This is a genomic window from Gilliamella sp. Gris3-2 (assembly GCF_001690345.1).
Lineage (GTDB): Bacteria > Pseudomonadota > Gammaproteobacteria > Enterobacterales > Orbaceae > Gilliamella > Gilliamella bombi.
In genome coordinates this window covers 18,848-41,544 of sequence record NZ_LZHB01000014.1, presented here as the reverse complement: position 1 = coordinate 41,544, position 22,697 = coordinate 18,848, and the positions used below count along the sequence as shown (strand labels likewise).

At 34.2% G+C, this 22,697-nt stretch carries 18 protein-coding genes; 10 read left to right on the top strand and 8 right to left on the bottom strand.

The window, feature by feature from the left end:
• Window position 1 precedes the first annotated feature (1 nt).
• Both narL and A9G32_RS02265 read left to right on the top strand, forming a co-directional pair.
• Entirely contained in the window at window positions 2-655 is a 654-nt protein-coding gene (gene narL, locus A9G32_RS02270) for a two-component system response regulator NarL (RefSeq protein ID WP_065590206.1), read from the top strand.
• Between the two features lie 204 nt (window positions 656-859).
• Window positions 860-1,882 carry a DUF4272 domain-containing protein gene (locus tag A9G32_RS02265; RefSeq protein ID WP_065590207.1) on the top strand — a complete coding sequence of 341 codons (1,023 nt, stop codon included), beginning with the start codon at window positions 860-862 and terminating at the stop codon, window positions 1,880-1,882.
• A gap of 842 nt (window positions 1,883-2,724) precedes the next feature.
• Here the strand turns inward: A9G32_RS02265 and A9G32_RS02260 are convergent.
• The gene (locus tag A9G32_RS02260; protein ID WP_065590208.1) at window positions 2,725-4,098 is read right to left on the bottom strand and encodes a hypothetical protein; all 1,374 of its coding nucleotides are present in this window, start codon (window positions 4,096-4,098) and stop codon (window positions 2,725-2,727) included.
• 713 nt (window positions 4,099-4,811) lie between these two features.
• On the opposite strand from A9G32_RS02260, the gene deoC reads away from it, so the two are divergent.
• The 3 genes from deoC (at window position 4,812) to ispC (ending at window position 7,480) form a co-directional block, all read left to right on the top strand.
• Window positions 4,812-5,477, top strand: a complete 666-nt coding sequence (gene deoC / locus A9G32_RS02255) for a deoxyribose-phosphate aldolase (protein ID WP_065639686.1) — start codon at window positions 4,812-4,814, stop codon at window positions 5,475-5,477.
• Between the two features lie 61 nt (window positions 5,478-5,538).
• Window positions 5,539-6,300, top strand: a complete 762-nt coding sequence (gene deoR, locus A9G32_RS02250) for a DNA-binding transcriptional repressor DeoR (protein WP_065590210.1) — start codon at window positions 5,539-5,541, stop codon at window positions 6,298-6,300.
• A 1-nt stretch (window position 6,301) separates the two neighbouring features.
• Window positions 6,302-7,480 (top strand): 1-deoxy-D-xylulose-5-phosphate reductoisomerase, encoded by a 1,179-nt coding sequence (ispC, locus tag A9G32_RS02245; RefSeq protein WP_065590211.1) that lies wholly within the window; start codon window positions 6,302-6,304, stop codon window positions 7,478-7,480.
• A gap of 166 nt (window positions 7,481-7,646) precedes the next feature.
• Here the strand turns inward: ispC and A9G32_RS02240 are convergent, their stop codons facing one another.
• Window positions 7,647-8,609: an aminoimidazole riboside kinase gene (locus A9G32_RS02240; protein WP_065590212.1), complete on the bottom strand. Its 963-nt coding sequence runs from the start codon at window positions 8,607-8,609 to the stop codon at window positions 7,647-7,649.
• Window positions 8,610-8,908: 299 nt separating this feature from the next.
• On the opposite strand from A9G32_RS02240, the gene A9G32_RS02235 reads away from it, so the two are divergent.
• On the top strand, window positions 8,909-10,378 hold the full coding sequence (locus tag A9G32_RS02235; protein WP_065590213.1) for a glycoside hydrolase family 32 protein: 1,470 nt from the start codon (window positions 8,909-8,911) through the stop codon (window positions 10,376-10,378).
• Between the two features lie 44 nt (window positions 10,379-10,422).
• On the opposite strand, the gene A9G32_RS02230 is transcribed toward A9G32_RS02235, so the two are convergent.
• The gene (locus tag A9G32_RS02230) at window positions 10,423-11,427 is read right to left on the bottom strand and encodes a LacI family DNA-binding transcriptional regulator (protein ID WP_065590231.1); all 1,005 of its coding nucleotides are present in this window, start codon (window positions 11,425-11,427) and stop codon (window positions 10,423-10,425) included.
• Between the two features lie 195 nt (window positions 11,428-11,622).
• Here A9G32_RS02230 and A9G32_RS02225 point away from each other — a divergent pair, with 195 nt between their 5' ends.
• The gene (locus A9G32_RS02225; protein WP_065590214.1) at window positions 11,623-12,867 is read left to right on the top strand and encodes an oligosaccharide MFS transporter; all 1,245 of its coding nucleotides are present in this window, start codon (window positions 11,623-11,625) and stop codon (window positions 12,865-12,867) included.
• A 171-nt stretch (window positions 12,868-13,038) separates the two neighbouring features.
• Window positions 13,039-13,800: a serine O-acetyltransferase gene (cysE, locus tag A9G32_RS02220; RefSeq protein WP_034909630.1), complete on the top strand. Its 762-nt coding sequence runs from the start codon at window positions 13,039-13,041 to the stop codon at window positions 13,798-13,800.
• A 63-nt stretch (window positions 13,801-13,863) separates the two neighbouring features.
• On the opposite strand, the gene A9G32_RS02215 is transcribed toward cysE, so the two are convergent.
• From A9G32_RS02215 to recN, 5 genes are all read right to left on the bottom strand, one after another.
• Window positions 13,864-14,697 carry a mechanosensitive ion channel domain-containing protein gene (locus A9G32_RS02215; protein WP_065590215.1) on the bottom strand — a complete coding sequence of 278 codons (834 nt, stop codon included), beginning with the start codon at window positions 14,695-14,697 and terminating at the stop codon, window positions 13,864-13,866.
• A 61-nt stretch (window positions 14,698-14,758) separates the two neighbouring features.
• The gene (gene slmA, locus A9G32_RS02210; protein ID WP_034909580.1) at window positions 14,759-15,352 is read right to left on the bottom strand and encodes a nucleoid occlusion factor SlmA; all 594 of its coding nucleotides are present in this window, start codon (window positions 15,350-15,352) and stop codon (window positions 14,759-14,761) included.
• The gene (gene dut / locus A9G32_RS02205) at window positions 15,349-15,807 is read right to left on the bottom strand and encodes a dUTP diphosphatase (RefSeq protein WP_065590216.1); all 459 of its coding nucleotides are present in this window, start codon (window positions 15,805-15,807) and stop codon (window positions 15,349-15,351) included. The genes slmA and dut overlap by 4 nt, the downstream gene beginning before the upstream one ends.
• Window positions 15,791-17,017: a bifunctional phosphopantothenoylcysteine decarboxylase/phosphopantothenate--cysteine ligase CoaBC gene (gene coaBC / locus A9G32_RS02200; protein WP_065590217.1), complete on the bottom strand. Its 1,227-nt coding sequence runs from the start codon at window positions 17,015-17,017 to the stop codon at window positions 15,791-15,793. The genes dut and coaBC overlap by 17 nt, the downstream gene beginning before the upstream one ends.
• 52 nt (window positions 17,018-17,069) lie before the next feature.
• Window positions 17,070-18,731 (bottom strand): DNA repair protein RecN, encoded by a 1,662-nt coding sequence (recN, locus tag A9G32_RS02195; RefSeq protein WP_065590218.1) that lies wholly within the window; start codon window positions 18,729-18,731, stop codon window positions 17,070-17,072.
• A gap of 405 nt (window positions 18,732-19,136) precedes the next feature.
• Here recN and A9G32_RS02190 point away from each other — a divergent pair, with 405 nt between their 5' ends.
• Window positions 19,137-21,551, top strand: coding sequence for an AAA family ATPase (locus A9G32_RS02190; RefSeq protein ID WP_065590219.1), 2,415 nt, complete (start codon window positions 19,137-19,139; stop codon window positions 21,549-21,551).
• A 433-nt stretch (window positions 21,552-21,984) separates the two neighbouring features.
• On the top strand, window positions 21,985-22,536 hold the full coding sequence (locus tag A9G32_RS02185) for a YagU family protein (RefSeq protein ID WP_065561279.1): 552 nt from the start codon (window positions 21,985-21,987) through the stop codon (window positions 22,534-22,536).
• Window positions 22,537-22,697: the final 161 nt, after the last annotated feature.

The window sequence follows — 22,697 nt, the reverse complement described above, 5'->3', positions numbered from 1 at the left end:
AATGGAACAAATAAATTGCTCAATACTTCTTATTGATGATCATCCAATGTTAAGAAATGGCGTAAAACAGCTGATAAATACAGTCAACCATTTTGACATTGTGGGAGAAACTGGCTCTGGAATAGAAGGCGTTAAATTAGCCGAAGAGCTTGATCCTGATATTATTCTACTTGATATCAATATGCAAGATGTTAATGGATTAGAAATATTACGCTACCTGCGTGAAAAAAAAATATCGAGTCGCATTATTATGTTTACAGTATCAGATGCAAAAGAAGATATAATCACCGCACTAAAAACAGGTGCTGATGGCTATTTATTAAAAGATATGGAGCCTGAAGATTTTCTAAAATCACTACAAGAAATCTCGATTGGAAAGCTAATTATGGATAATGCTATTTCACATATTATCCTCAATTATATGCGTAATAACGAACAACTAACTACAAAACAAATGCATGATGTCAGTTTATTGACACCAAGAGAAAATGAAATTTTTAATTTATTAGTACAAGGACTACCAAATAAGCTAATTGCAAAAGATTTAGGTATCGTTGAAAGCACAGTCAAAGTACATATCAAAAGTATATTCAAAAAACTTAATTTTAAATCAAGAATGGAAATGACAGTATGGTATTTACAAAGTAAGGAATAAACGTATACATTGAAAAATAAAATATATCTTGTTCAGCGATGCACCAGATAAAATCATTTATTCAACAGAATAACAAACATCACAAAACGGAGTATAGCATTTAAAAAATATAGAAAACTACCATGATCTATTATAGAATTAGATTAAAAAACAGCCACTATTTATAATAATAAAAATACCAAATCTAAACTAGGAATATTTGAAATGCCAATATTGATAAATGCTTATTCTACAGTCACTCATCCACCAGCCATTAATTTTCCCTGCGAGCGTCTATACCATCGCGGATTGGATGATTCTGAGTTGACGAAACACCTTGATGGTTTTATCGGTTATGTCATGCAAGCAGGAGATGGGCAGATGAATTCACGCCGTTATGCTTTGTATCGCCATATCCAACGAGTTAAACATCAATTTACCTTTGAGATTGAAGAAGATAATTTCAATGAATTTACCACTTGGGGCTGGCAGGCGAATGCAATTATATTTATGCCTGATGGAACTATTCGGAATCCTGACGGAGATGTATTACAAGATCCTGATGGTAACATTGATTTAGATGTAATCGTCCCTTATCCACTAGAAGCATTAAAGCGAAAAACAAAAACTGAACAGTATTTAGCCAAATTGGGGTTGCATACACCTACACATTTACCACCGGTTATTGCCGAATCGGAAGTAATACTTAGAACACCTGACGAAGTAGCTAAACGAGCCTTAGCAATAATGTTAACAGGTATTCAGGCTGAAAGTTTTAGAGAAAATGATCCAATTAATCCGATGGAATTTAAAGAACGTTGTCCAATGGGGTTTGAGGCTTTATCAAATAATGAGCGTGACTTTATTTATAGCGGGCAGCCGACAGAGCAAGATGTGATAGATATGTCTTGGAAATACGAAGCATTATTACCTTTACAATGGGCTATCAATTGGCAATCTGAGCTCCCTTTTGCTGATACTATCTGCGATGTTTCATCGTTAGTTGACCAAGGAATGCAACATAGTGGACAAGATTTTTCAACCGTGGCCTTAAGACCAGTTAGTGAATTGTTGGATGCTTTAGATTTACACTACCGCTTACATTGGATAACCACAGATTTTCGAATGAAAGATAAGCAACCTCCCGCATCGATTATAAGTGATGTTATTCAAGAGCGTCATTATGCTTTAAATTGGTTAACCAATTTTGAAAATGCTGATTGGGATGATGTCGATACACCAACCTAATATTTTCATCTTCTCATTTGTTGACATCATATTTAATATGGTGTCAAAGTTCTAAATATTGACCATAATATCAAAGCTAATAAATAGTTTAAACTTTCGTTTTCTATCTTTTTAAATCGCTAAATATTTGCTGATTATGTCACATCACCATAAAAAGAATTAACACGATCCTTACCAAAATATTATACATAGCCCCCTCTATCATTTTTTATTTTGATAATATTGTTGTTCATATTGTTCTAGCAATACCTAGTTCTTGGCTGAACAACCACGCATACAATAATAATAGATTTCAATATATTTAAATAGTGCTTTATTGGCTAGCATCCTCGGTCACTGCGAACGAGCATATTTTTAAGAAAGTAGCGCCGAAACAAAGCTTGCTTTAATGTATTACAGACTAAATGACGGTCTAGGTAACGACTCGTTTGCCTAGCTTTTCGATATTATGAAAGTTAATATTCCCCCATAAAATCGTTCAGGTAGAGCATTGATTTTATTAAAGTTTTTTAAATTTAATGTTTTTGTAAAATCAAATAGTTATAGTTTGCTTTATGTTTTTATTACGATGTTTTTTGGATTATTTACCACTCTTACAAATTGCTGACAACTGCAGCAGGATAGCAAAGAGACCATTTTATCCCAGCTAAAGCCAAAAATTGCTAAGAAAATCGCTCTATCTTCTTAGCTCATACATTGCTACTAAAACTATTTAAAGCAAAAGCTCAAAACGTCCGAAACTATACCGAATAAAAACAACCATTAAAGTTTACTTTTTTTAATAGATTGTCTGCTATTGAGAATATAATTCCCCCCAGCAGTCAAGGACTAAATCCGAAAGGCTAATTAGCAGCACAAAGTCCATTCCTACTAGCTCTCCCACCGAGCACATCACCGTCGTCCGAGTCAACACCGAATAAGTAATTATTTCCAGTATCACTTGTCCAGTAGTTGCGACTAGCAAAATCTGCGTTGGTATAACGGCTCATATCTCCCCACTCAGTAAAAAAGCCTACGCCAATTCGACGCTGGTAATGATTACCAGATGATGATGGGATGGCACCGACAGAACCTTGACACCAGTGACCTGACCACTTACCGGAACAAACCGCATTAGTTAAATCCCTTACCTGTGGAAAACGATAACCTAAATGGCTACACCAAGAAGCTTGTTTAGAAGCGTCAGTCGCTCGAAATCCACGATTAACGAACCATTGCTTCAACACAAACCCATACTTGACAACCACACTACCTTGACTATCTCTACCCACTAACTCGAATGTTTGAGGCAAGGTTGGCTTGCTAATTGGACTTGGGGAATCTGAGCTTTTTTGGTTATCACTTGCCCTAGGACCCGTTAACGTAACGCGCATTACCTCTACTGAATGATTGGATATCCAATTATCGCCTGCATTTGGTAACGTCCTTGTCACAGTAGCTGTTATTCCCCCATGTGTAACAGGAGTCCAAGTCAACTGACTACCTCCACCTATGTCTAAATCAAAGTACAAACCATCTGCACCTGTTGTCGGAAAATTTAATTCGTAAAATGTTGGATTAGTTGATTGAACTAGAAATCCTTTAGTTGGATTCCAAATATTAGCTGGACCAGCGTAATCACCTGCACCATAGGTTAGATTTGGTCTTACATGACAGATTTTAGGAGGTAAATTTGGGCTGATGTAGTACTCCACCGATTGACGGTGGAAATAATTTGTATCTGGTACACCGTACTGTGTTTTTAAAGACCCCTCTGTACTACTTAATATCACCTTATAAGGTGCTTTACAAATATCTAAAATATCATTACGACTAACAGCATTACCATTTTTATCGGAAAAATAAGCAGATAGATTTCCTTTTGCGGTTACGCCATTTATTCCCTGACCATCACCATCATCATCGCCCCAATAATGATAAGTGTTCACTATATCATTTAAACTGACTGAATCAACTGATGAGGGAATCAACATGTGAATATCACTTAAAGTACTTCCTTTAGGTAAAGTTATTGGATTTGTTACGCTTGATGTATTGGTTGATGGAGTAACTATTGTTCCATCCAATAGAGTGATATTCAATAAATCATCGGTTGTGATCGCTTTAGTTTTACCACCATCAAATGTTAAATATGGTGCACTACCTTGTATAACATTACTAGTATGCGCAGTTAATGCCTGCAAATTAGGCGAATACGGCAATAACAACAATGGCACTAATACCAACGTTTTTTTTGTAGATAATTGTATGGATAATTTCGATGCTAAAAATGAAGTAAGTGTAAAAACTCGTCTAACGTGGTTATTTAATAAATTTAAGACATAGGTTTGCCAGTGCTGGTGTCTGGTGTCTGGTGTTGATAAGTATACTGCATAACATCCCTTTTGTAAAGTAATATATTGTTTTATTTTATTTTTTTAACGATCTATAATCTATAAAATATAGCTGAATTAATTCTAATTTTTAAAATTATAATGTTTAAAAAAAATTTGGCTACATTTTTAACTAAAAATTTTGTAAAGATTTATTAAGATACTTGATTTTTTTTGGATGTGCTGAGTTTCGATCGTTTTTATCTTGTGATAAAACACACTCGGCTCAATAAAACAGAGTATTATAAAAAAAATGAAAAATAGAAGAATTAAATTCCATTAACTCTTTTCCTTCATCAGGATGTGCTGTCACCTAAGCGAAATTAGCACGCCAAATAATAATATTTGGTAAATTATTGATATAAATGTTATTTCTTTCACGAAAAACTAAAATTTAAACACAGATTTTTATCTGTACTATTTCAATCAATTACGCCATAATGTTATAAAAATAACAGTGCTTGGCTATATTTGTTATTTTTATAACATCCCTATTTATTTACAGACTAACAATATTTAATTAAACATTATTACAAAGACATTTTAAGGATCTCGTTATGAGTTATGCAAAGTATATCGATCATACTTTACTTGCAATGAACGCAACAAAAGACCAAATAACTAAACTCTGTGAAGAAGCTAAACAATATCATTTTTATTCAGTTTGTGTAAATTCAGGCTATGTTCCTTTAGTGGCTAGTTTACTAAAAGGTAGCGATGTAAAAGTGTGTTCAGTCGTTGGCTTTCCTTTAGGTGCAATGCTAACTAGCGCTAAAGCCTTTGAAACCGAAATGGCGGTTAAAGCAGGCGCGCAAGAAATCGATATGGTTATTAATGTGGGTTGGTTAAAAAGCAATGATTGGGATGCGGTTAAACAAGATATTGAGGCGGTATTTAATGCTTGTGGTGCTGTGCCATTAAAAGTGATTTTAGAAACTTGTTTATTAACTAAAGACGAAATTGTTAAAGTTTGTGAAATTTGTAAGCAAATCGGTGTTGCTTTTGTTAAAACCTCGACTGGGTTTAGTGTATCTGGCGCAACGGTTGAGGATGTTAAGTTGATGCGTGATACCGTTGGCAATGAGATGGGCGTTAAGGCATCGGGTGGTATTCGTGATCGTCAAACGGCTGAAAAAATGGTTCAAGCGGGGGCTTCGCGTTTAGGGGCTAGTGCTGGTATTGCGATTGTTTCTGGTGATGTAACTTCGACCAGTGATTATTAATCAATGATATCAATTAATAAGCTACTTATGTAGCTTGTTATTATTGATTTATAGGATCAGCATGGAAACACAATCACAAAAAAGAGTGAATGATCTTATTCAACTTTTAAAAAAAACAGATAAGATTCATTTAAAAGATGCTGCAAAGTTGTTGGCTGTTTCAGAAATGACTATTCGCCGAGATTTGAGCCATGTTGGCTGTTCCCTAAGTGTTTTGGGTGGCTATGTTGTTAGTGATGCTCGTCATCAAATTACCCCGTATTTTTTGTCAGACCAACAAGATAAACAGGTTTATGAAAAACAATATATTGCCAATATAGCTAGTAAATACATTGTAGAAAACGATACCGTTTTTTTTGATTGCGGTACGACTATTCCTTTTATTATTGATGCCATTGATGATGAAATAACTTTTACTGCTATCTGTTATTCATTAAACGCATTTTTAGCATTACAAAATAAATCTAATTGTAAGACAATTTTATGTGGTGGTCATTATCAGGCTAATAATGCGATTTTTAGCACTATTGGACAGCATAGTGAATTAAATTCGATTTGCCCAAATAAAGCGTTTATTTCGGCCGCAGGGATTGATATTGAACAAGGTGCAACTTGTTATCATTTTGATGAAGTTGCTATGAAATTGCAGGCGATAAAAAAATCAGGTCAAAATATTTTGATTGCCGATCATACTAAATTTAATCAAGTTAAACCGGCTTTTATTGGTGAGTTAACTCTGTTTAATCAAATTATTACAGATAAAGTGCCAACCAAGCAATTTATTAATTTTTTAGCTAACCATAATATAGATTTAATGTATTAATATGAAAAATATCACAATTTTAGGTTCGACAGGTTCAATTGGTTGCAGTACGCTAGCGGTTATTGCTCAAAATCCACATCTATTTAAAGCTTATGCTTTAGTAGGAGGTAATAATGTTGCCAAAATGACTGAGCAATGTCTGGCTTTTAAGCCTAAATACGTTGCCATGGCAACAGCGCAAGCTGAGACGGCATTAAGAGCAAATCTTGCTAATTTAAAATTGGATATTGAAGTGTTAAGTGGTGAACAAGCCATTTGCGACTTAGCGCAGTTGCCCGAGGTCGATCAAGTGATGGCGGCTATTGTGGGGGCGGCAGGGCTAAAACCAACGCTTGCTGCGATTAAAAAAGGTAAGCGTATTTTGTTGGCCAATAAAGAATCGTTAGTAACCTGTGGGCATTTGTTTATGCAAGCGGTTAAAGAGTATGATGCTGAGTTGTTACCAGTGGATAGTGAACATAACGCTATTTTTCAAAGTTTGCCAACGGCGGTACAGCATGATTTAGGTTTTGCTAATCTTGCTGATCATGGTATTACTAAAATCGTGTTAACAGGTTCTGGCGGACCATTTCGCGATTGGGATTTAGCTAAACTGGTACATGTCACCCCCGAGCAAGCGGTTGCTCACCCTAATTGGTCGATGGGTAAAAAAATATCTGTCGATTCGGCAACGATGATGAATAAAGGGCTGGAATATATTGAAGCTCGTTGGCTATTTAATGCCAGTGCCGACGAAATGGAAATTATTATTCATCCGCAATCAATTATCCATTCAATGGTACGTTATCAAGATGGCAGTGTGGTGGCTGAACTTGGTGTGCCTGATATGTGCACGCCAATTGCTTATGCCATGTCTTACCCCGATCGTGTTCCTTCAAGCGTACCACCTTTAGATTTTACGCAAATTTCGTCGTTAACATTTAAACAACCTGACTTTGACCGTTATCCATGTTTAAAATTGGCAATCAATGCCTTTAATCAAGGGCAAGCGGCTACCACGGCGCTCAATGCCGCCAATGAAGTTGCGGTTGAAGCATTTTTGCAACATAAAATTGGTTTTATGGATATTGCTAAAGATGTATCAAAAGTATTAGATCAATTGGCTTTCCCTGAGCCATCGACGATTGATGATGTTTTTATGATAGATCAGTGGGCAAGATCACAATGTAGTCGGTGTTAAATGCTATTTGATTTTATAAACAGTAATTTAATTAAATAGTTGAGTTATTAAATAGTTAAATTACTGAGTAGTTAAGTTATTGAGTGGTAAAGGACAGTCAATCATAATTATATTTTGAAACTATTGTGTTCAATCTTGCTGCCCTATTAGTAAGTTTTTACTATTTTTAGTATGCCATTTGTTTTGCTGTTAATGTTGGATTATCGCTAATAAATGATTGTAAAAATGTACTATCAGGTAGTGCAGTTAATGCGCCTTTTTTGGTTGTAGCTAAGGCTCCACAAGCACTGGCAATGGTCATCATGCTTTCTAACATCAGTTTATCCTCAGGCATGCCTGATGATGCAATACTGCTGAGTAATCCTGCGACAAAAGCATCACCTGCACCGGTTGTATCAACACTATTTACATGGTACGAATCAAACGAAAATGTTTTACCTTTCCATAATACAATGCTGCCATCTTTACCTTTGGTAATTAATTTTAATGGTGCTTCATAGTGTTGTTGTAGTTTATTTAATGCTTCACTCCAATCATTGCTTTGAGTTAACCAAAATAGTTCTTCGTCTGATAGTTTGAGGATATCAGCATCATGACAAAATTGGGTAATGGTGGTGCGCATTTCGTCTTTATTGGCCCACATCTGTTCGCGCAAGTTAACATCAAAGCTGATTAGGCCATTTTTAGCGGTAAGTTGTTCAATCGCAATTTTAAGTGTTTGACGGCAGGTGTGGCCAACTAGCGCCAAAGAGCAAAAGTGTAAAATATCTTGGTTAAAATTAGGAATTGCTTGCTGAGATAAAAATTGATCAGCTGAAGGTGAAACCAAAAAAGTAAAACTACGTTCACCGTTTTTTCCTAAATCAACAACCACAGTACTTGTTCGATGATGTTCATCTTTTTCAATGCTTTGGCAATCAACGTTATATTGGCGGAATGTGGTTTCCATAAAATCACCAAAAGGGTCATTACCAACACGACCAATAAACGCTGAAGGCAGCCCTAATTTTGCAATACCAATTGCAACATTTGCAGGTGCGCCACCAGCACATGCTTTATAATTCATATCACCAAATGGCAATAAATCAATAACGGCATCCCCAAGGGACCAAACTTTAGTATTATTCATTTTTTAACTCGATTATAGTCAGTTACTGCGGTAATCTAGTATAGAGACAGATTACTTGAGTTTTTTGAAATATGTCATCTTTTTGCTTTTTAGTAAAGTCATTAATAGTTAATCTGTTGTTGAATTTATAATAGTCATTTTTTAAAAGTCCGTCATAGACTAAATCATTTGACAAAAAATTCATTGTTAACGTTAAAAATATGTGACTATCATCACATATTTTATCGCTAATTTCATTAACAGTTAACGTTAACAATTAAATTAAGATACATAAAATATTGGATAAAAAAGGGGTTTTTATGTCTACTGCTATTGATAAAGCCAATCTAGCTGTTAAAAATTTAGAAAAAGTAATGAATAAACAATATTATCCACATTTTCATTTAGCTCCACCAGCTGGTTGGATGAATGATCCTAACGGTTTGATTTACTTTAAAGGTCAATATCATGCCTTTTATCAGCATCATCCTTATGATGAAAATTGGGGACCAATGCATTGGGGACATGTTGTTAGTGATGATTTAGTCACATGGCGAAGGTTGCCAATAGCTATTGCTCCCGATCAAGAATTTGATAAGTCAGGCTGTTTTTCTGGATCGGCCGTAGATAACAATGGTGAGTTATACTTAATTTATACTGGTCATATTTGGTTGAGTGGCCAAGGTTATGATGAACAGATTCGACAAAGCCAATGTCTTGCAACTAGTAAAGATGGCATTCATTTTGAAAAGCAAGGCACAGTACTTACCCCTCAAGACGGAGTGATGCACTTTCGCGATCCTAAAGTGTGGCAACAAGATGGTAAATGGTGGATGGTTGTTGGTCAAAGAACGCCAAATAATGTTGGTCAAGTTTTGCTATTTAGATCTGATGATTTAAATGAATGGCAATTGGATCATGTTGTAGTGAGTGATATCGATCCTGATGTTTATATGCTTGAATGCCCTGACTTTTTTCCACTTGGTGATAAATGGGTTTTGATGTTTTCACCACAAGGGTTGAAAGCAAAAGGTTATCAGTATCGTAATCAATTCCAATCAGGCTATATAGTAGGTAATTGGCAACCTGGGCAGCAATTTTCAATAGTTAAACCTTTTCAAGAAATGGATTTTGGACACGATTTTTATGCACCGCAATCATTTCTTGCCGCTGATGGACGTCGTATTATTTTTGCTTGGATGGATATGTGGCAGTTAGCCATGCCAAGCAAAAAAGATAAATGGGCAGGCGCATTTACACTTCCTCGTGAACTGATTTTAGATCAAGATAATAAAGTCAGAAATCGCCCAGTAAAAGAACTTGAAGCATTGCGCGAAAAGCCAAAATCATTTGGTGAAATAACGCTCAATAGTGAACTTAAAAATACCAATATTGAGTCAATTTGTTGTGAACTTTGTGTTGAGTTTGATCTAAAAGAAAGTGATGCTGAGCGTTTTGGTTTGCAACTTGCTGCCACTGAAAATGGTAAACAAGCAACATTACTATATGTTGATTTACAATCTAATCGTATTGTTCTTGATCGTAGTTTATCCGGTCTTGAATTAACTGGTTATCGTAGCGTACCATTACCAGAGAGCCAAAAATTAACTTTACATGTGTATGTTGATGCTTCATCTGTAGAAGTATTTGTTAATGGTGATTTATATAGCCTTTCAAGCCGTATCTATCCAAAATTACCAGCAGAGCGAGTAGTTAATTTATTTGCTGAAAATGGTAGCGCCAAAATAACCAAAGTAGATAGCTGGCAGTTAAAATCTATTTATGCGTAATTGATGATTGAATTGATCGCCATTTGGCGGTCAATTTAAGTAAGCTATAATGAATTCCTTTCTAAATAAGGTGATGCTACCTGTATTATCTGTTTTTGGTTTTTGTTATTAATTATATGTAAAGCTGCTTGTTCTCCAATCTCATAATGAGGCAATTGCACTGTTGTCAGGGGGGGATAAAATAGTTCTCCAGTACCTACCATGTTATCGTAACCTAATACAGCCACATCAGAAGGAATATGAAGTCCTTGACCGAGTAAATATTGATAAGCAACAAAAGCTATTCGATCATTACCACAAATTAATACATCAAAATCGGGTTTTTTATTACAATGCTGTTTGAGTATATCAACCGTCATCATATATTCTTGAGCAAGATCATCTGATAAAGTTGAGGTATGGTAACTAGTAATCTTATTTAAATTGTAACCCGCATCTAACCACGCTTGCTCAACAGCTTTACGTCTAGTTTTCCCTGCTAATGTGGTTTCTGATAAATAGATGCATAATGGTTTTTTATAGCCTTTCTTTATTACTTGTTGCATGGCTTGATATTGACCCAAATAGTCATTTGGAATGTAGCAAGCTAGTTGTTTTGAATCACTTATACAGTTGGCTAATACAACATTTTTATCTAATAACTTTTCAGGAAGTTCAACTTTTCTTAATCCCATTGTGGTATAGATAATACCGTTAGGGCGATATGATAGCAGGGTGTTTATTGCATGATCGGGATCTTTATCATCAAATAAATTAACGATAAAGGTATTCCAGCCATGATCTTGTGCGGTCTTTTCTATGGCTTGTAGTAATTCTACCGAAAATGGTGTCATTGCTGTTTCTAATGCCAAAACACCAATTGCACTTGGTCCTGACTTATCACCACGAATCTTCCTTGCCGATAAGTCAGGTACGTAATTAAGGTGCTCAATAGCTTGTTTAACGCGTTTGTAAGTTTCTTTATTTAATTTTTCAGGGTTATTTATTGCGCGTGAAACCGTCATCAATGAAACAGATGCTAGCTTTGCAACATCCTTAAGTGAAGCCATAGTTAAATCCTTTTGTTTAACAAGATAAATATGATTATCAGCCATTACTATGCATGATGATACCACAAATAGAAATGATAAAAAGTGTGAGGTAAGTAACATTTATGACAATTGGTTCTATCTATTTAGTATCAAATATGACAATAATGTTAACGTTAAACTTCATCGATTTTCAACAATATAAGAGTAATAAACATGAATATGATAAAAAATAGAAACTATTGGTTCTCGTCTGGTTACCTTATTACTTTTTATGCTGCGTGGTCGCTGTGGTGGTCTTTTTACGCAATTTGGCTAAAAAGTAAAATTGACTTATCCGGTGAGCAGTTAGGTATTGTTTATGCGGCTAATTCTGCCGCAGCCATGTTTTTCATGATTTTCTATGGCATTATCCAAGATAAATTACAAATAGGTAAAGCCGTAGTGACCTTCCAAAGTATTATCATGGTTCTTATTGGCCCTTTTTTAATTTATGTGTATGAGCCTTTATTAAAAAATGATTTTATTTGGGGTGTTTGTATCGGTGCACCAGTTTTAAGTGCCAGCTTTATTTCGGGCAGTGCTTTGATTGATTCTTTTATTGAACGTATTAGTCGATTATTTGGCTTTGAATTTGGTCCTGCTCGTTTTTGGGGATCATTTGGTTATGCTGCTGCAACGTTTGTTGCGGGTATTTTATTCGGCATTGATCCTCATATTAACTTTTGGATGGCGTCGGGTGTTGCGGTTATCTTTTTCACCATTAATATAGTATTTAAGCCAAAACAATATCAAGCATCACCAACTGAAAATAACGATACTGCTTTAGTAGAAAAAACAACGACTATACCAACAATGGGCGAAATCTTATCGCTATTTGGTTTGCAAAAATTTTGGTTGTTTGTGTTGTTTGTTATTGGTACTTATAGTTTTTATACTATCTATGATCAGCAGTTATTTCCTAATTTTTATACTGGTTTTTTTGAAAAACCAGAAGATGGCTATCAAGTTTACGGTTATTTAAATTCCTTCCAAGTCTTTTTAGAAGCAACTTGTATGATTATTGCTCCTTATTTTATTAACAAAATGGGAGCTAAAAAATCGCTATTAGTTGCTGCACTAGTTATGATTTGCCGAATTGCATTATCTGCAACGTTAGATAATATTTATCTGATATCATTCGTTAAGTTATTTCATGCAATTGAAATTCCATTATTTATTTTGGCGATGTTTAAATATATTGTAGGTAATTTTGATGCTCGGTTATCTGCTACACTTTATTTAGTTGGTTTTAATATTTCATCAAATCTTGGCGTTATTGTGTTGTCATGGTTTGTGGGTAAATTATTTGATAATACAGGATATGCGACAACATTTTATGTGCTTGCTGGGGTTGTTTTGATTACTTCGATAATAGCTATATTTACTTTAAGTGACGAGAAAAAAGCAAAACAACAATAATTTTAAATTAGCCCTTATAATTATAAATATGGAAACATATTGTTTCCATATTGATGTTAAATCAATACAATCCTTGCTTCTAAGGAAAGTTTGCGAAACAATATTAGCAATTTTAGATAATATGTATAGGGACTTGTAGTGAACGATGTAAAAGTAGTTGTTAAACCCGAGATGTTATGGAAAACCATTCGACAAGAAGCTTCTGAGTTAGTTGAAAGCGAGCCGATGTTAGCTAGTTATTTCCATGCAACTTTACTCAATCATGAAGATCTGGGGAGTGCTTTAAGCTATATTTTAGCTAATAAGCTTGTTTCTCAGGTTATGCCCGCTATTGAAATTCGTGAAATTGCCCGTCAGGCTTATCAAGCGGACCAAAATATTATTCAGTCAGCTATATGCGATATCATGGCTGTTTATATTCGCGATCCAGCCACTAATTACTATTCAACACCACTACTTTATTACAAAGGATTTTTATCCTTGCAAGCTTATCGAATTGCACATTGGCTTTGGAAGGAAAACCGTAAATCATTGGCTATTTTTTTACAAAGCCAAATTGCGATTGTATTTGGCGTTGATATTCACCCTGCGGCAAAAATTGGCTGTGGAGTAATGTTTGATCACGCAACAGGTATTGTGATTGGAGAAACAGTGGTAATTGAAAATGATGTTTCTATTTTGCAATCGGTTACATTAGGCGGTACAGGTAAAGAAAATGGTGATCGCCATCCAAAAATTCGTGAAGGAGTGATGATTGGAGCTCATTCAACAATTTTAGGTAATATTGAAATAGGCAAAGGTGCTAAAATTGGAGCTGGCTCTGTTGTGTTAGATCCCGTACCTCAGCATACAACCGTTGCAGGTGTACCAGCCAAAGTGGTGGGTTGCCCTGATTGCGAAAAACCAGCGTTAAATATGGATCAAGATATTTAATTTTTTTTAGATAATAAAAAACTCCGTTGATAAACACAGACGGAGTTTTTAATAATTGATTGGCTACTTACTGCTAAGATTTACATCCATTGTTGGGTATGGAATATTAATATTATTTTCAGTTAATCCATTTTTGATATTTTCAAGCAGATCACCTTTTACCGTGCCATAATTTTCGTTTAATGTCCAAACTAACACATTAAAATTCATCGAGGACGCATCTAAAACATCTAATCGAATGGTAGGCTCTTTGGATGTTAATATATTATTAGTTTTATCAACTGCTTGCTTTAACACTTGATAGACTTTTTGAATATCTGAATCATAACCAACATTAACCACCAAATCTAAACGTCTTTCTGGTAAGCGAGTATAGTTGATAATATTAGCACTTACTACTTGGCTGTTAGGAATTATAACTAGTTCGTTGGTTGGTGTAACAATAGATGTTGAGAAAATTTGTATAGAATCAATAATACCTTGCTGACTATTGATTATTACCGTTTCACCGACTTTAAATGGGCGAAAAATAATTAAAATCACTCCAGCCGCAAAGTTAGATAGTGAACCTTGTAACGCTAAACCAACAGCTAAGCCAGCCGCACCAATCACAGCAACAATGGATGCTGTTTGTACTCCTAATTGACCTAAAACAGCAACCAATGTCATTACAATAGTCGCATAGTATGCTAATGCACTGACAAATTTAACAACAGTTGGATCAACGTGTCGATTTGATAATATTCTTTTTAATTGGTTACTAATAAATCTAGCGATAGTTCTACCAATAACAAAAATTATAATGGCAAAGCAAAAATGAGCAATATAGCTAAATACAACCCCATCATATTTTTCAATAAATGAAAGGGTATAATTTAAGAAACCTTCAAAATTCATATTATTATCCTCAGCAATGGGTAATAGAAATTTTTGTTAAAATAATTTAATTCGCAATTGGCTAAACAAGTTGTTTGATTAATAAAGACCAACGTGTATCAAAATTAGTTGTTGGTAGATATTTAAAACCTGAACGAGAATAACGTGCCATCATTCCCTCGCAAAAAGCTAATAATTGGCTAGATAAAATACGTTCATCAGTTATGAAGGCAACACCTTCACGAATTTTTCGCTCGCGTAAAACTTGTTTAATTTGAGTTTCAATTCGTTCAAATAGCTGGCTAATACGTTCTTGTAACTGATCTTGCTCAAACATTAATGCATGCCCAGTCATAATTCTGGTTAATCCTGGGTTCTTTTCAGAAAACCCTAATATCAAAGCAAGAATAAGTTGTAACCGAGTAAATGTATTTGGCTCTTCATGCATGATCACATTTATACGGGATAACAAGATATCTTCAATATAGACAATTAAACTTTCAAACATTTTTGTTTTACTTGGAAAATGTCGATATAAAGCTGCTTCAGAAACACCTACTGTTGCAGCTAATTTAGCTGTAGTTATTCTTTGAGTGCCTTCATTAGATTCAAGCATTTTTGCCAATGCTTGTAAGATATCTTCTTTGCGATTTCTATTTTTGCTACTCACGATCATTTTTTACCCGAATGTCCAAAACCACCTTCGCCTCGTACTGATTCAACAAATTCATCAACAATGTTAAATTCGGCTTGTACAACCGGAACAATGATTAGTTGGGCAATTCGATCGCCTGCTTCAATCACAAAAGGAGTTTGGCTTCGATTCCAAACAGGAACAAATAGTTGTCCTTGATAATCTGAATCAATCAAACCCACCAAATTACCAAGTACAATACCATTTTTTGAACCAAGCCCTGAACGCGGTAACACTAATGCCGCTAAACTAGGATCAGCAATATGCATTGATAAACCAGTCGGAGTTAGGATAGTTTCTCCTGGTTTTATTTCGGTTGTTTTATCAAACATTGCTCTTAAATCAATGCCTGCAGATCCTTCAGTTGCATAAGTAGGCAGAGGAAATTCGTTACCTAAACGTTTGTCTAATACTTTTATATTAATTTTTCTTTTCATCATGACTCGCTTTATATCGTGTTATAACAGTTTGAAGTAACTGTGTTGCTAATTGGTTTTTACTGCTTAATGGTAACGTTTGCTCACCATTTTGCCAATACAGTGTTAATGCATTTTGATCGGAATTAAAGCCAATGGTTTTATCAGAAACATCATTAGCACAAATTAAATCTAAGTTTTTTGCGGTTAATTTTTTTAGTGCATAAGCTTTAACATCATTAGTTTCAGCGGCAAATCCTACCACAAAAGGGCGATGTGTTTTTAGCGCTGCGACACTAGCTACGATATCGGGATTTTTAACTAATTCAATCACAAGTTCATCGTTATCGCCCGTTTTTTTAATTTTTTGTGTCGCAATTGTTTTAGCATGATAGTCGGCAACAGCGGCACAAGAAATAAAAATATTTGATTTTTTAGCGTAATTCATTGCTTCATCGTACATCTGTTTAGCGCTTTTAACGTCAATTCGGTTGACATTATTCGGCGTATGTAAATGAACCGGTCCACTAATTAATGTGACATTGGCACCCATTTGAGCAGCGGCGTTTGCAATTGCAAACCCCATTTTTCCTGAACTGTAATTACTAATATAACGAACTGGATCGATTTCTTCGATTGTTGGTCCTGCCGTAATGGTAATTGATATATCTGAAAGCACTGAGGTTGATTTAAAATAGTGGGTTATTTCTTCAACAATAGTGAGCGGCTCAAGCATACGTCCTGGTCCAACATCACCGCAGGCTTGAAAACCACTGTCTGGACCTAAAATTAAGGTATTTCTTGACGCTAATACAGATAAATTATGTTGAGTTGCGGCGGCTTTATACATTTGTTGATTCATCGCCGGAGCAATGGCAATTGGCGAAGATGTTGCTAAACAAATTGTTGATAACAAATCATCGGCAATACCATTTGCCATTTTAGCGATAATATTGGCGGTTGCAGGCGCAATTAATACTAAATCTGCCCATTTGGCAAGTTCAATATGACTCATAGAAAGCTCGGCCGATGGATCAAAGAGATCGCTAGAAACCTGATTGCCAGAAACAGCTTGAAGCGTCATTTTAGTGACAAAATAGCTAGCAGAATCAGTCAAAACTACATGCACTTGCGCGCCAGATTTTTTTAAATAGCGAACAAGTTCAGGACATTTATAAGCGGCAATCCCACCAGTAATCCCTAACAAAATACGTTTACCCGATAGACTCATGATCATGCATCCTTCACACCAAAAATGAAAGCGTTATATTACCACAATTAAGTTAGATAATAAGTAGCTCTTTCGCATTGGCTAATGTTGCGTCTGTAATTTTATCGCCGCCTAATAATCTCGCTAACTCGTTTAATCGCCCATTTTCGTTTAATTTTTGCATATCTGTAGTGGTTTTTTTACCATTAGTTTGTTTACTAACAAAATAGTGTTGATTAGCTTGTCCTGCAACTTGTGGTAAATGAGTAACGGTAATTACTTGAGTTGATTGTCCAAGCTGCCTTAATAGTTGCCCCACTTTTGCGGCGGTTGGACCGCTGATCCCAACATCAATTTCATCAAAGATTAAAGCTGGCGTATCCATTTTTTGCGCAGTTAAAACTTGAATTGCCAAAGCAATACGCGATAATTCCCCACCCGAAGCAACTTTAGCCAGTGGTTGGGGGCTTTGTCCTACATTAGTACTAACTAAAAAAGTGACTTGATCAGCACCATCTTCATTTAATCGATTTTCATCAAAAGCAACATCAATACTAAATTGACCATTGGGCATTGATAAGTCATGCATGATAGTGGTCACTTTTTTAGCTAATGTTTTGCTTATCGTTAACCTTTTTTGATGCAATTTTGTAGCAATTTCAACGGCGATTTGATGGTATTTAGTAATATCATTTTTAAGTTGTTCACTTTGTTCATCTTGCTGATTAATTTGTTTAAATTCAGCTAACAAAGTTTGATGTAAATCTGGCAATTCTTCGGGCGAGACATGATGTTTACGCGCCAAAGCAATCTGTTTAGATAACCGCTGTTCTAGTTGCATAACTCGAGCAGGATCAAGCTCTAAACGTTCACTATAATGACGAAGCTCATCGCTTGCTTCTTTAATTTGAATAGATGCCTCTTCCAACATGTTATAAACATTATTTAACGTAGGATCGAGCGAGGTTAGTTCTTGAACACTATTTTTCACACTGCTTAGTAAATTACTAACGTTATAGTCGTCTGCCTCGTCTAACAACATGACAGATTGCTGGCTTAGATTAATTAACTGTTCGCTATTAGATAACCGTTTGTACTCTTCATCAATTTGTTGAAACTCCCCTTCAATGGGCGAAAATTCATTAAGTTCTTTTAATTGATATTGCAAAAGCTGCATATGCGCATCACGCTCTTGCCTTGTTGTTTCGTATTGTTGGTAAGCCCGTGTTGCCTCTTTCCATTGCCTATAGGCTTGATGCATTTGAGCAAGTAGTGTTGATTCATTCATATAATGATTTAACAACAACTGCTGATAATCACTGCGTAACAGGCGTTGATGCTCATGTTGCCCATGAATTTGAATCAACATTTGCCCCAAATCTTTTAATTGCGAAATAGGAACAGCTCGACCATTAATAAACGCTTTAGAACGCCCATCTTGATTAATTACTCGTCGCAAAATGCACTCATTGCCCTCATCAAGTTGGTTTTCGCTTAGCCAATCAAAAGCCGCTGGCGTATCATCAAGCACAAAACTTGCAGAAATATCAACACGATCAGCGCCATGTCGAATAGATGAAGCATCAGAACGATTACCTAAACATAATCCCAATGCATCAATAGCAATCGACTTCCCCGCTCCTGTTTCACCCGTAATCGCCGTCATCCCCGAAGTAAAATCGACAAGAAGTTGATCCACAATAGCAAAATTATTAATAGTTAGTTGAGTTATCATAATAAATTAATACATAAGGCTAGTTATAATATTGGCAGTATAGCAGTAAAAACACTGTAAATAAATACAGGATTGGTGTTTTTGTTTTTTGGGAGGGGAGTCTCCATCCATGGGCATATATTGATCTAATTGTGTTAGCTTATATAACAACTAATCAAAATTGATGTATAACGTCTGCGGAATGAAATCATTTTTATCATTTCCCCCATTCAAGGCATACAGCCATAATAATTCTCAGTTCTCAAATTAATAATAAAGAGCGTTTTATATTGAATAAATAAAATATTGACCATTAATTAATGTTGTAATAAATTTAAAGAGATTGTTTTTTCATCGCTTTTTGGTTAGAAATAATTATATTTTTGCTCAGAAAAATAATTTAATGTTACATAAGGATCAAAAATAGTGAAAATTTTAAAAATAAAACGAATCGAGAATTTTGGAATTTTTCGAAATTTTGAATGGGATAATGAATTAGCTTATCTACAAAATAATAAAACAGAAATATATAATTTTAAAAAGATTAATATTTTTTATGGTAGAAATTATTCTGGAAAAACAAGTCTTTCTAAAATAATTAGATCATTAGAAACTAAAAACATTTCTAATAAATATGAAAATCCTGAGTTTGAAATTTGCTTAGAAAATAATAAAACCATTAAACAATCTGAGCTTGATTCCTTTTCTTATCCAATTTATGTTTATAACTCTGATTTTGTTAAGGAAAACTTAAAGTTTATTTATGATGATTCACAATATATTGAATCATTTTCAGTTACTTTAGGCGACGAAAACCAAAAAGTTTTGAATCGTATTCAAGAATTAAACGATAAGCTTGGCACAGATAAACAAGATGCTGAAACTGGTATATATTTATCCATTAAAAAAAAACAAAAAGATTTGAATAAGGCAACGGATGTTTGTTCCGATAAGCAAAAAGAACTCGATAAATTACTTTCAGATAGAGCTACAAAAAGTGAAGATTCTATAAGAAAACAACCTGAAAAATATGGTGATCAAAATTATACTATTACAAAACTAAAAGGAAAAGATATACCTAAGGTTTTAAAATCAACTTATAAATCATTAGATAAAAACCAAAAATATTCATATGAAAAACTTATTTTACAAGTAGAAAAAGAAACTCCTAATAAGATCCCTTCGTTTGTAATCAATTACCAAACGATAATTAAATCAGTTAAAGAGATACTTAACACTCAAATTGGAAAATCGAGAAAAATAGAGGAATTGGTTAATAATGGTCATCTCAATAAATGGGTTGAAGAGGGTATGCATTACCATGAAAAAAGAAATATGTGCGCTTTTTGCTCAAATAGTATTTCTACCAAGCGTTTAGAGGCTCTACGTAATCACTTTGATGAAGAGTCAACAAAATTGAAAAAACGTATTATAAAAGGTATTGAATATTTAGAAAAAGAAAAAGCTTCTATGACTGTTAATATTGATGTAAATGCTTTTTATGAAAATTTTCATCCTGAGTTAAATGAATTAAAAACAGAACTTTCAAGACTTTTACAAAACCAAATCCAATCATCAGATATTCTTATATCTTACTTAACGAAAAAGCAAGAACAGTTATTTAGTGTGTTGGAATTTTCACCCCCAGCGGATTATTCTGAGGCAATAACAAAAAAACTAGAACAGATTGAAAACATTAGACAAAAGCATATTGAATTAACAGCCAATTTAAATCATCAAAAAAAAGTAGCGAAAGATCATCTACGCTTAAATAATGTTTATAATTTTTTAAAAGATATCAATTATATCGATAAATTAGCTGAAATAGAAAAGCTTAAGACTGCTATTCCACCATTAGAAAATGAATTGCAATCATACATAAAAGAAAAGGATCGTATTCTCAACGAAATTAAGTTAGAAGAAAATAAACTGAAATCTGAACAAGAGGCTTGTAATCGTATTAATAAAATACTACAACATGATTTTGGTCATAACGCTTTGAGTCTAGAAGCAAAAGAACTAGATGATCCTCAAAATAAAATTATCAAATTTGAAATTAAACGAAATGGTATTAAAGCACATAATTTAAGTGAAGGAGAGTGTAGTCTTATTGCCTTTTGTTATTTTTTAACAAAAATCCAAGATGATCTTGAGCAAGATAAAAACCCAATTATTTGGATAGATGATCCAATCTGTAGTTTAGATAGTAACCATATCTTCTTTATTTTTTCTTTAATTCAGAAAAGAATTTGTAAAAATAAAAAATATAAGCAATTATTTATTTCAACTCATAGCTTAGAATTTTTAAAGTATTTAACAAATCTTGATAAAGAAAATAGAAATAAAAAATGTAGTTACTATTTAATTGAACGAAATGATCGTATTTCGACAATAAGACGTATGCCTTTGTACTTGAGAGAATTTGTAACAGAATTTAATTTTTTATTTGGAAAAATCTATAAATGTGCAACCGTGAAAAATATTGATGATAGTAATTATGATTTATTTTATAACTTCGGTAATTATGCTCGTAAATTTTTAGAAATTTATACTTTTTACAAATTTCCATCTCCATCTTATGGAACAACCCAAGTACTGAAAAGTTTTTGGGGTGATGATCTTTATGTATTTATGACCGATAGAGTGCATAACGAATATTCTCATCTGTGTGGCGTTTTAGAAAGAGGTGGGATTATTATAGATCAACCTGAAATGCAAAAATCAGCCATCGCAATAATAAAAAAAGTTCAAGAAGATATAAACCAATATAATGCATTGTTAGAAAGTATTGATATTGAGATACCAGACGATTCTTTGTATCCAAAAGAAGTAGAAGTATAAAAGTGATTATAATTTAAGCGCCTATTTTATAGGCACTTAAAATTAGTACTTCTATAAATTTAAGACTATTCAGCTTCCTCTGCTTTATTCCATAATTACTAAAAAACTAACTTAAAAAATTACGCTATAGAAAAAATACTGGGGTAATCAGTTTTATGAGAATAAGCTAATATCGTTTTATAACTCAATAACACATGTATATATCATCTTTACCTTCAATATAGCATTGCTATGCTCAATTATTTATTCACTGTATAGTATAGAAATACCTCTTGTAAACCACCCTCTTCAAATCGGTACAAAATGCCCCATAAATAATCACCACCACTCCTCACAATAACTTTTACACCTCCCCCAACTTATTCTTCTTTTATCCCAAATTACACAGGAGTATAATTTATACACTTCTTATTATAATTATGGAAAACTCAGTATGTTTGGAAATAAAACAAATCGTCAAGTCATTATTTGGACAACAATCATTGGTGGTTTTATTAGTGCTTTAGTTAAGTGGGGATCCGAGGTTAATATGCCTCCTCGTGTCCCGGGTGAAATTTCGCCTCCAGCTGCACATATTGATGCATGGCTTGGCTGGCTTGGAATTGATTCTCATTCACTTGATTATATTTATCAAACAGCAACTGTTTCTGGTGCGGTAACGCTTTATCACTGGTTATTCAGTTTTGCTTTTGCCTTTGTTTATGTGGCTGGTGCATATTATTGCAACAAAATCCGACTATGGTATGGCGCAGTTTATGGCACGATTATTACTATCTCTATGCATGGTTTTTTAATTCCATTACTTGGCTTTCGTCATCCTGCTTATGATGCCGAAGGTACTGTTGGTTGGTTATGGAATTTAAATGGCTATGAGCTTTGGAGCGAAATTTTGGGTCATATCTATTGGGGCGTTTCAATTGAAATTTGTATGATTGCCGTTCTTGCTCATTTTTCAAGACCTATTCGTGGCGAGTGGCGTCAATAATTTAAGTTAAATCACTTAATACTAAATCCTACTATTTAACTATAGTGGGATTTTTTATTTTATCAATTATAGTTAAAAACTATATTAACCAATAAAAAACTAGAATTATTCAATATCTGTTTTTTTTGTTATCTTCTTTATCACTAAAGAAAGTCGATAAA

What these genes read in the sequence shown, in the direction of transcription:
- narL (WP_065590206.1), top strand. Translation starts at nt 2, where the DNA reads ATGGAACAAATAAATTGCTCAATACTTCTTATTGATGATCATCCAATG.
- A9G32_RS02265 (WP_065590207.1), top strand. Translation starts at nt 860, where the DNA reads ATGCCAATATTGATAAATGCTTATTCTACAGTCACTCATCCACCAGCC.
- deoC (WP_065639686.1), top strand. Translation starts at nt 4,812, where the DNA reads ATGAGTTATGCAAAGTATATCGATCATACTTTACTTGCAATGAACGCA.
- deoR (WP_065590210.1), top strand. Translation starts at nt 5,539, where the DNA reads ATGGAAACACAATCACAAAAAAGAGTGAATGATCTTATTCAACTTTTA.
- ispC (WP_065590211.1), top strand. Translation starts at nt 6,302, where the DNA reads ATGAAAAATATCACAATTTTAGGTTCGACAGGTTCAATTGGTTGCAGT.
- A9G32_RS02240 (WP_065590212.1), bottom strand. Translation starts at nt 8,609, where the DNA reads ATGAATAATACTAAAGTTTGGTCCCTTGGGGATGCCGTTATTGATTTA.
- A9G32_RS02235 (WP_065590213.1), top strand. Translation starts at nt 8,909, where the DNA reads ATGTCTACTGCTATTGATAAAGCCAATCTAGCTGTTAAAAATTTAGAA.
- A9G32_RS02230 (WP_065590231.1), bottom strand. Translation starts at nt 11,427, where the DNA reads ATGGCTTCACTTAAGGATGTTGCAAAGCTAGCATCTGTTTCATTGATG.
- A9G32_RS02225 (WP_065590214.1), top strand. Translation starts at nt 11,623, where the DNA reads ATGAATATGATAAAAAATAGAAACTATTGGTTCTCGTCTGGTTACCTT.
- cysE (WP_034909630.1), top strand. Translation starts at nt 13,039, where the DNA reads ATGTTATGGAAAACCATTCGACAAGAAGCTTCTGAGTTAGTTGAAAGC.
- A9G32_RS02215 (WP_065590215.1), bottom strand. Translation starts at nt 14,697, where the DNA reads ATGAATTTTGAAGGTTTCTTAAATTATACCCTTTCATTTATTGAAAAA.
- slmA (WP_034909580.1), bottom strand. Translation starts at nt 15,352, where the DNA reads ATGATCGTGAGTAGCAAAAATAGAAATCGCAAAGAAGATATCTTACAA.
- dut (WP_065590216.1), bottom strand. Translation starts at nt 15,807, where the DNA reads ATGAAAAGAAAAATTAATATAAAAGTATTAGACAAACGTTTAGGTAAC.
- coaBC (WP_065590217.1), bottom strand. Translation starts at nt 17,017, where the DNA reads ATGAGTCTATCGGGTAAACGTATTTTGTTAGGGATTACTGGTGGGATT.
- recN (WP_065590218.1), bottom strand. Translation starts at nt 18,731, where the DNA reads ATGATAACTCAACTAACTATTAATAATTTTGCTATTGTGGATCAACTT.
- A9G32_RS02185 (WP_065561279.1), top strand. Translation starts at nt 21,985, where the DNA reads ATGTTTGGAAATAAAACAAATCGTCAAGTCATTATTTGGACAACAATC.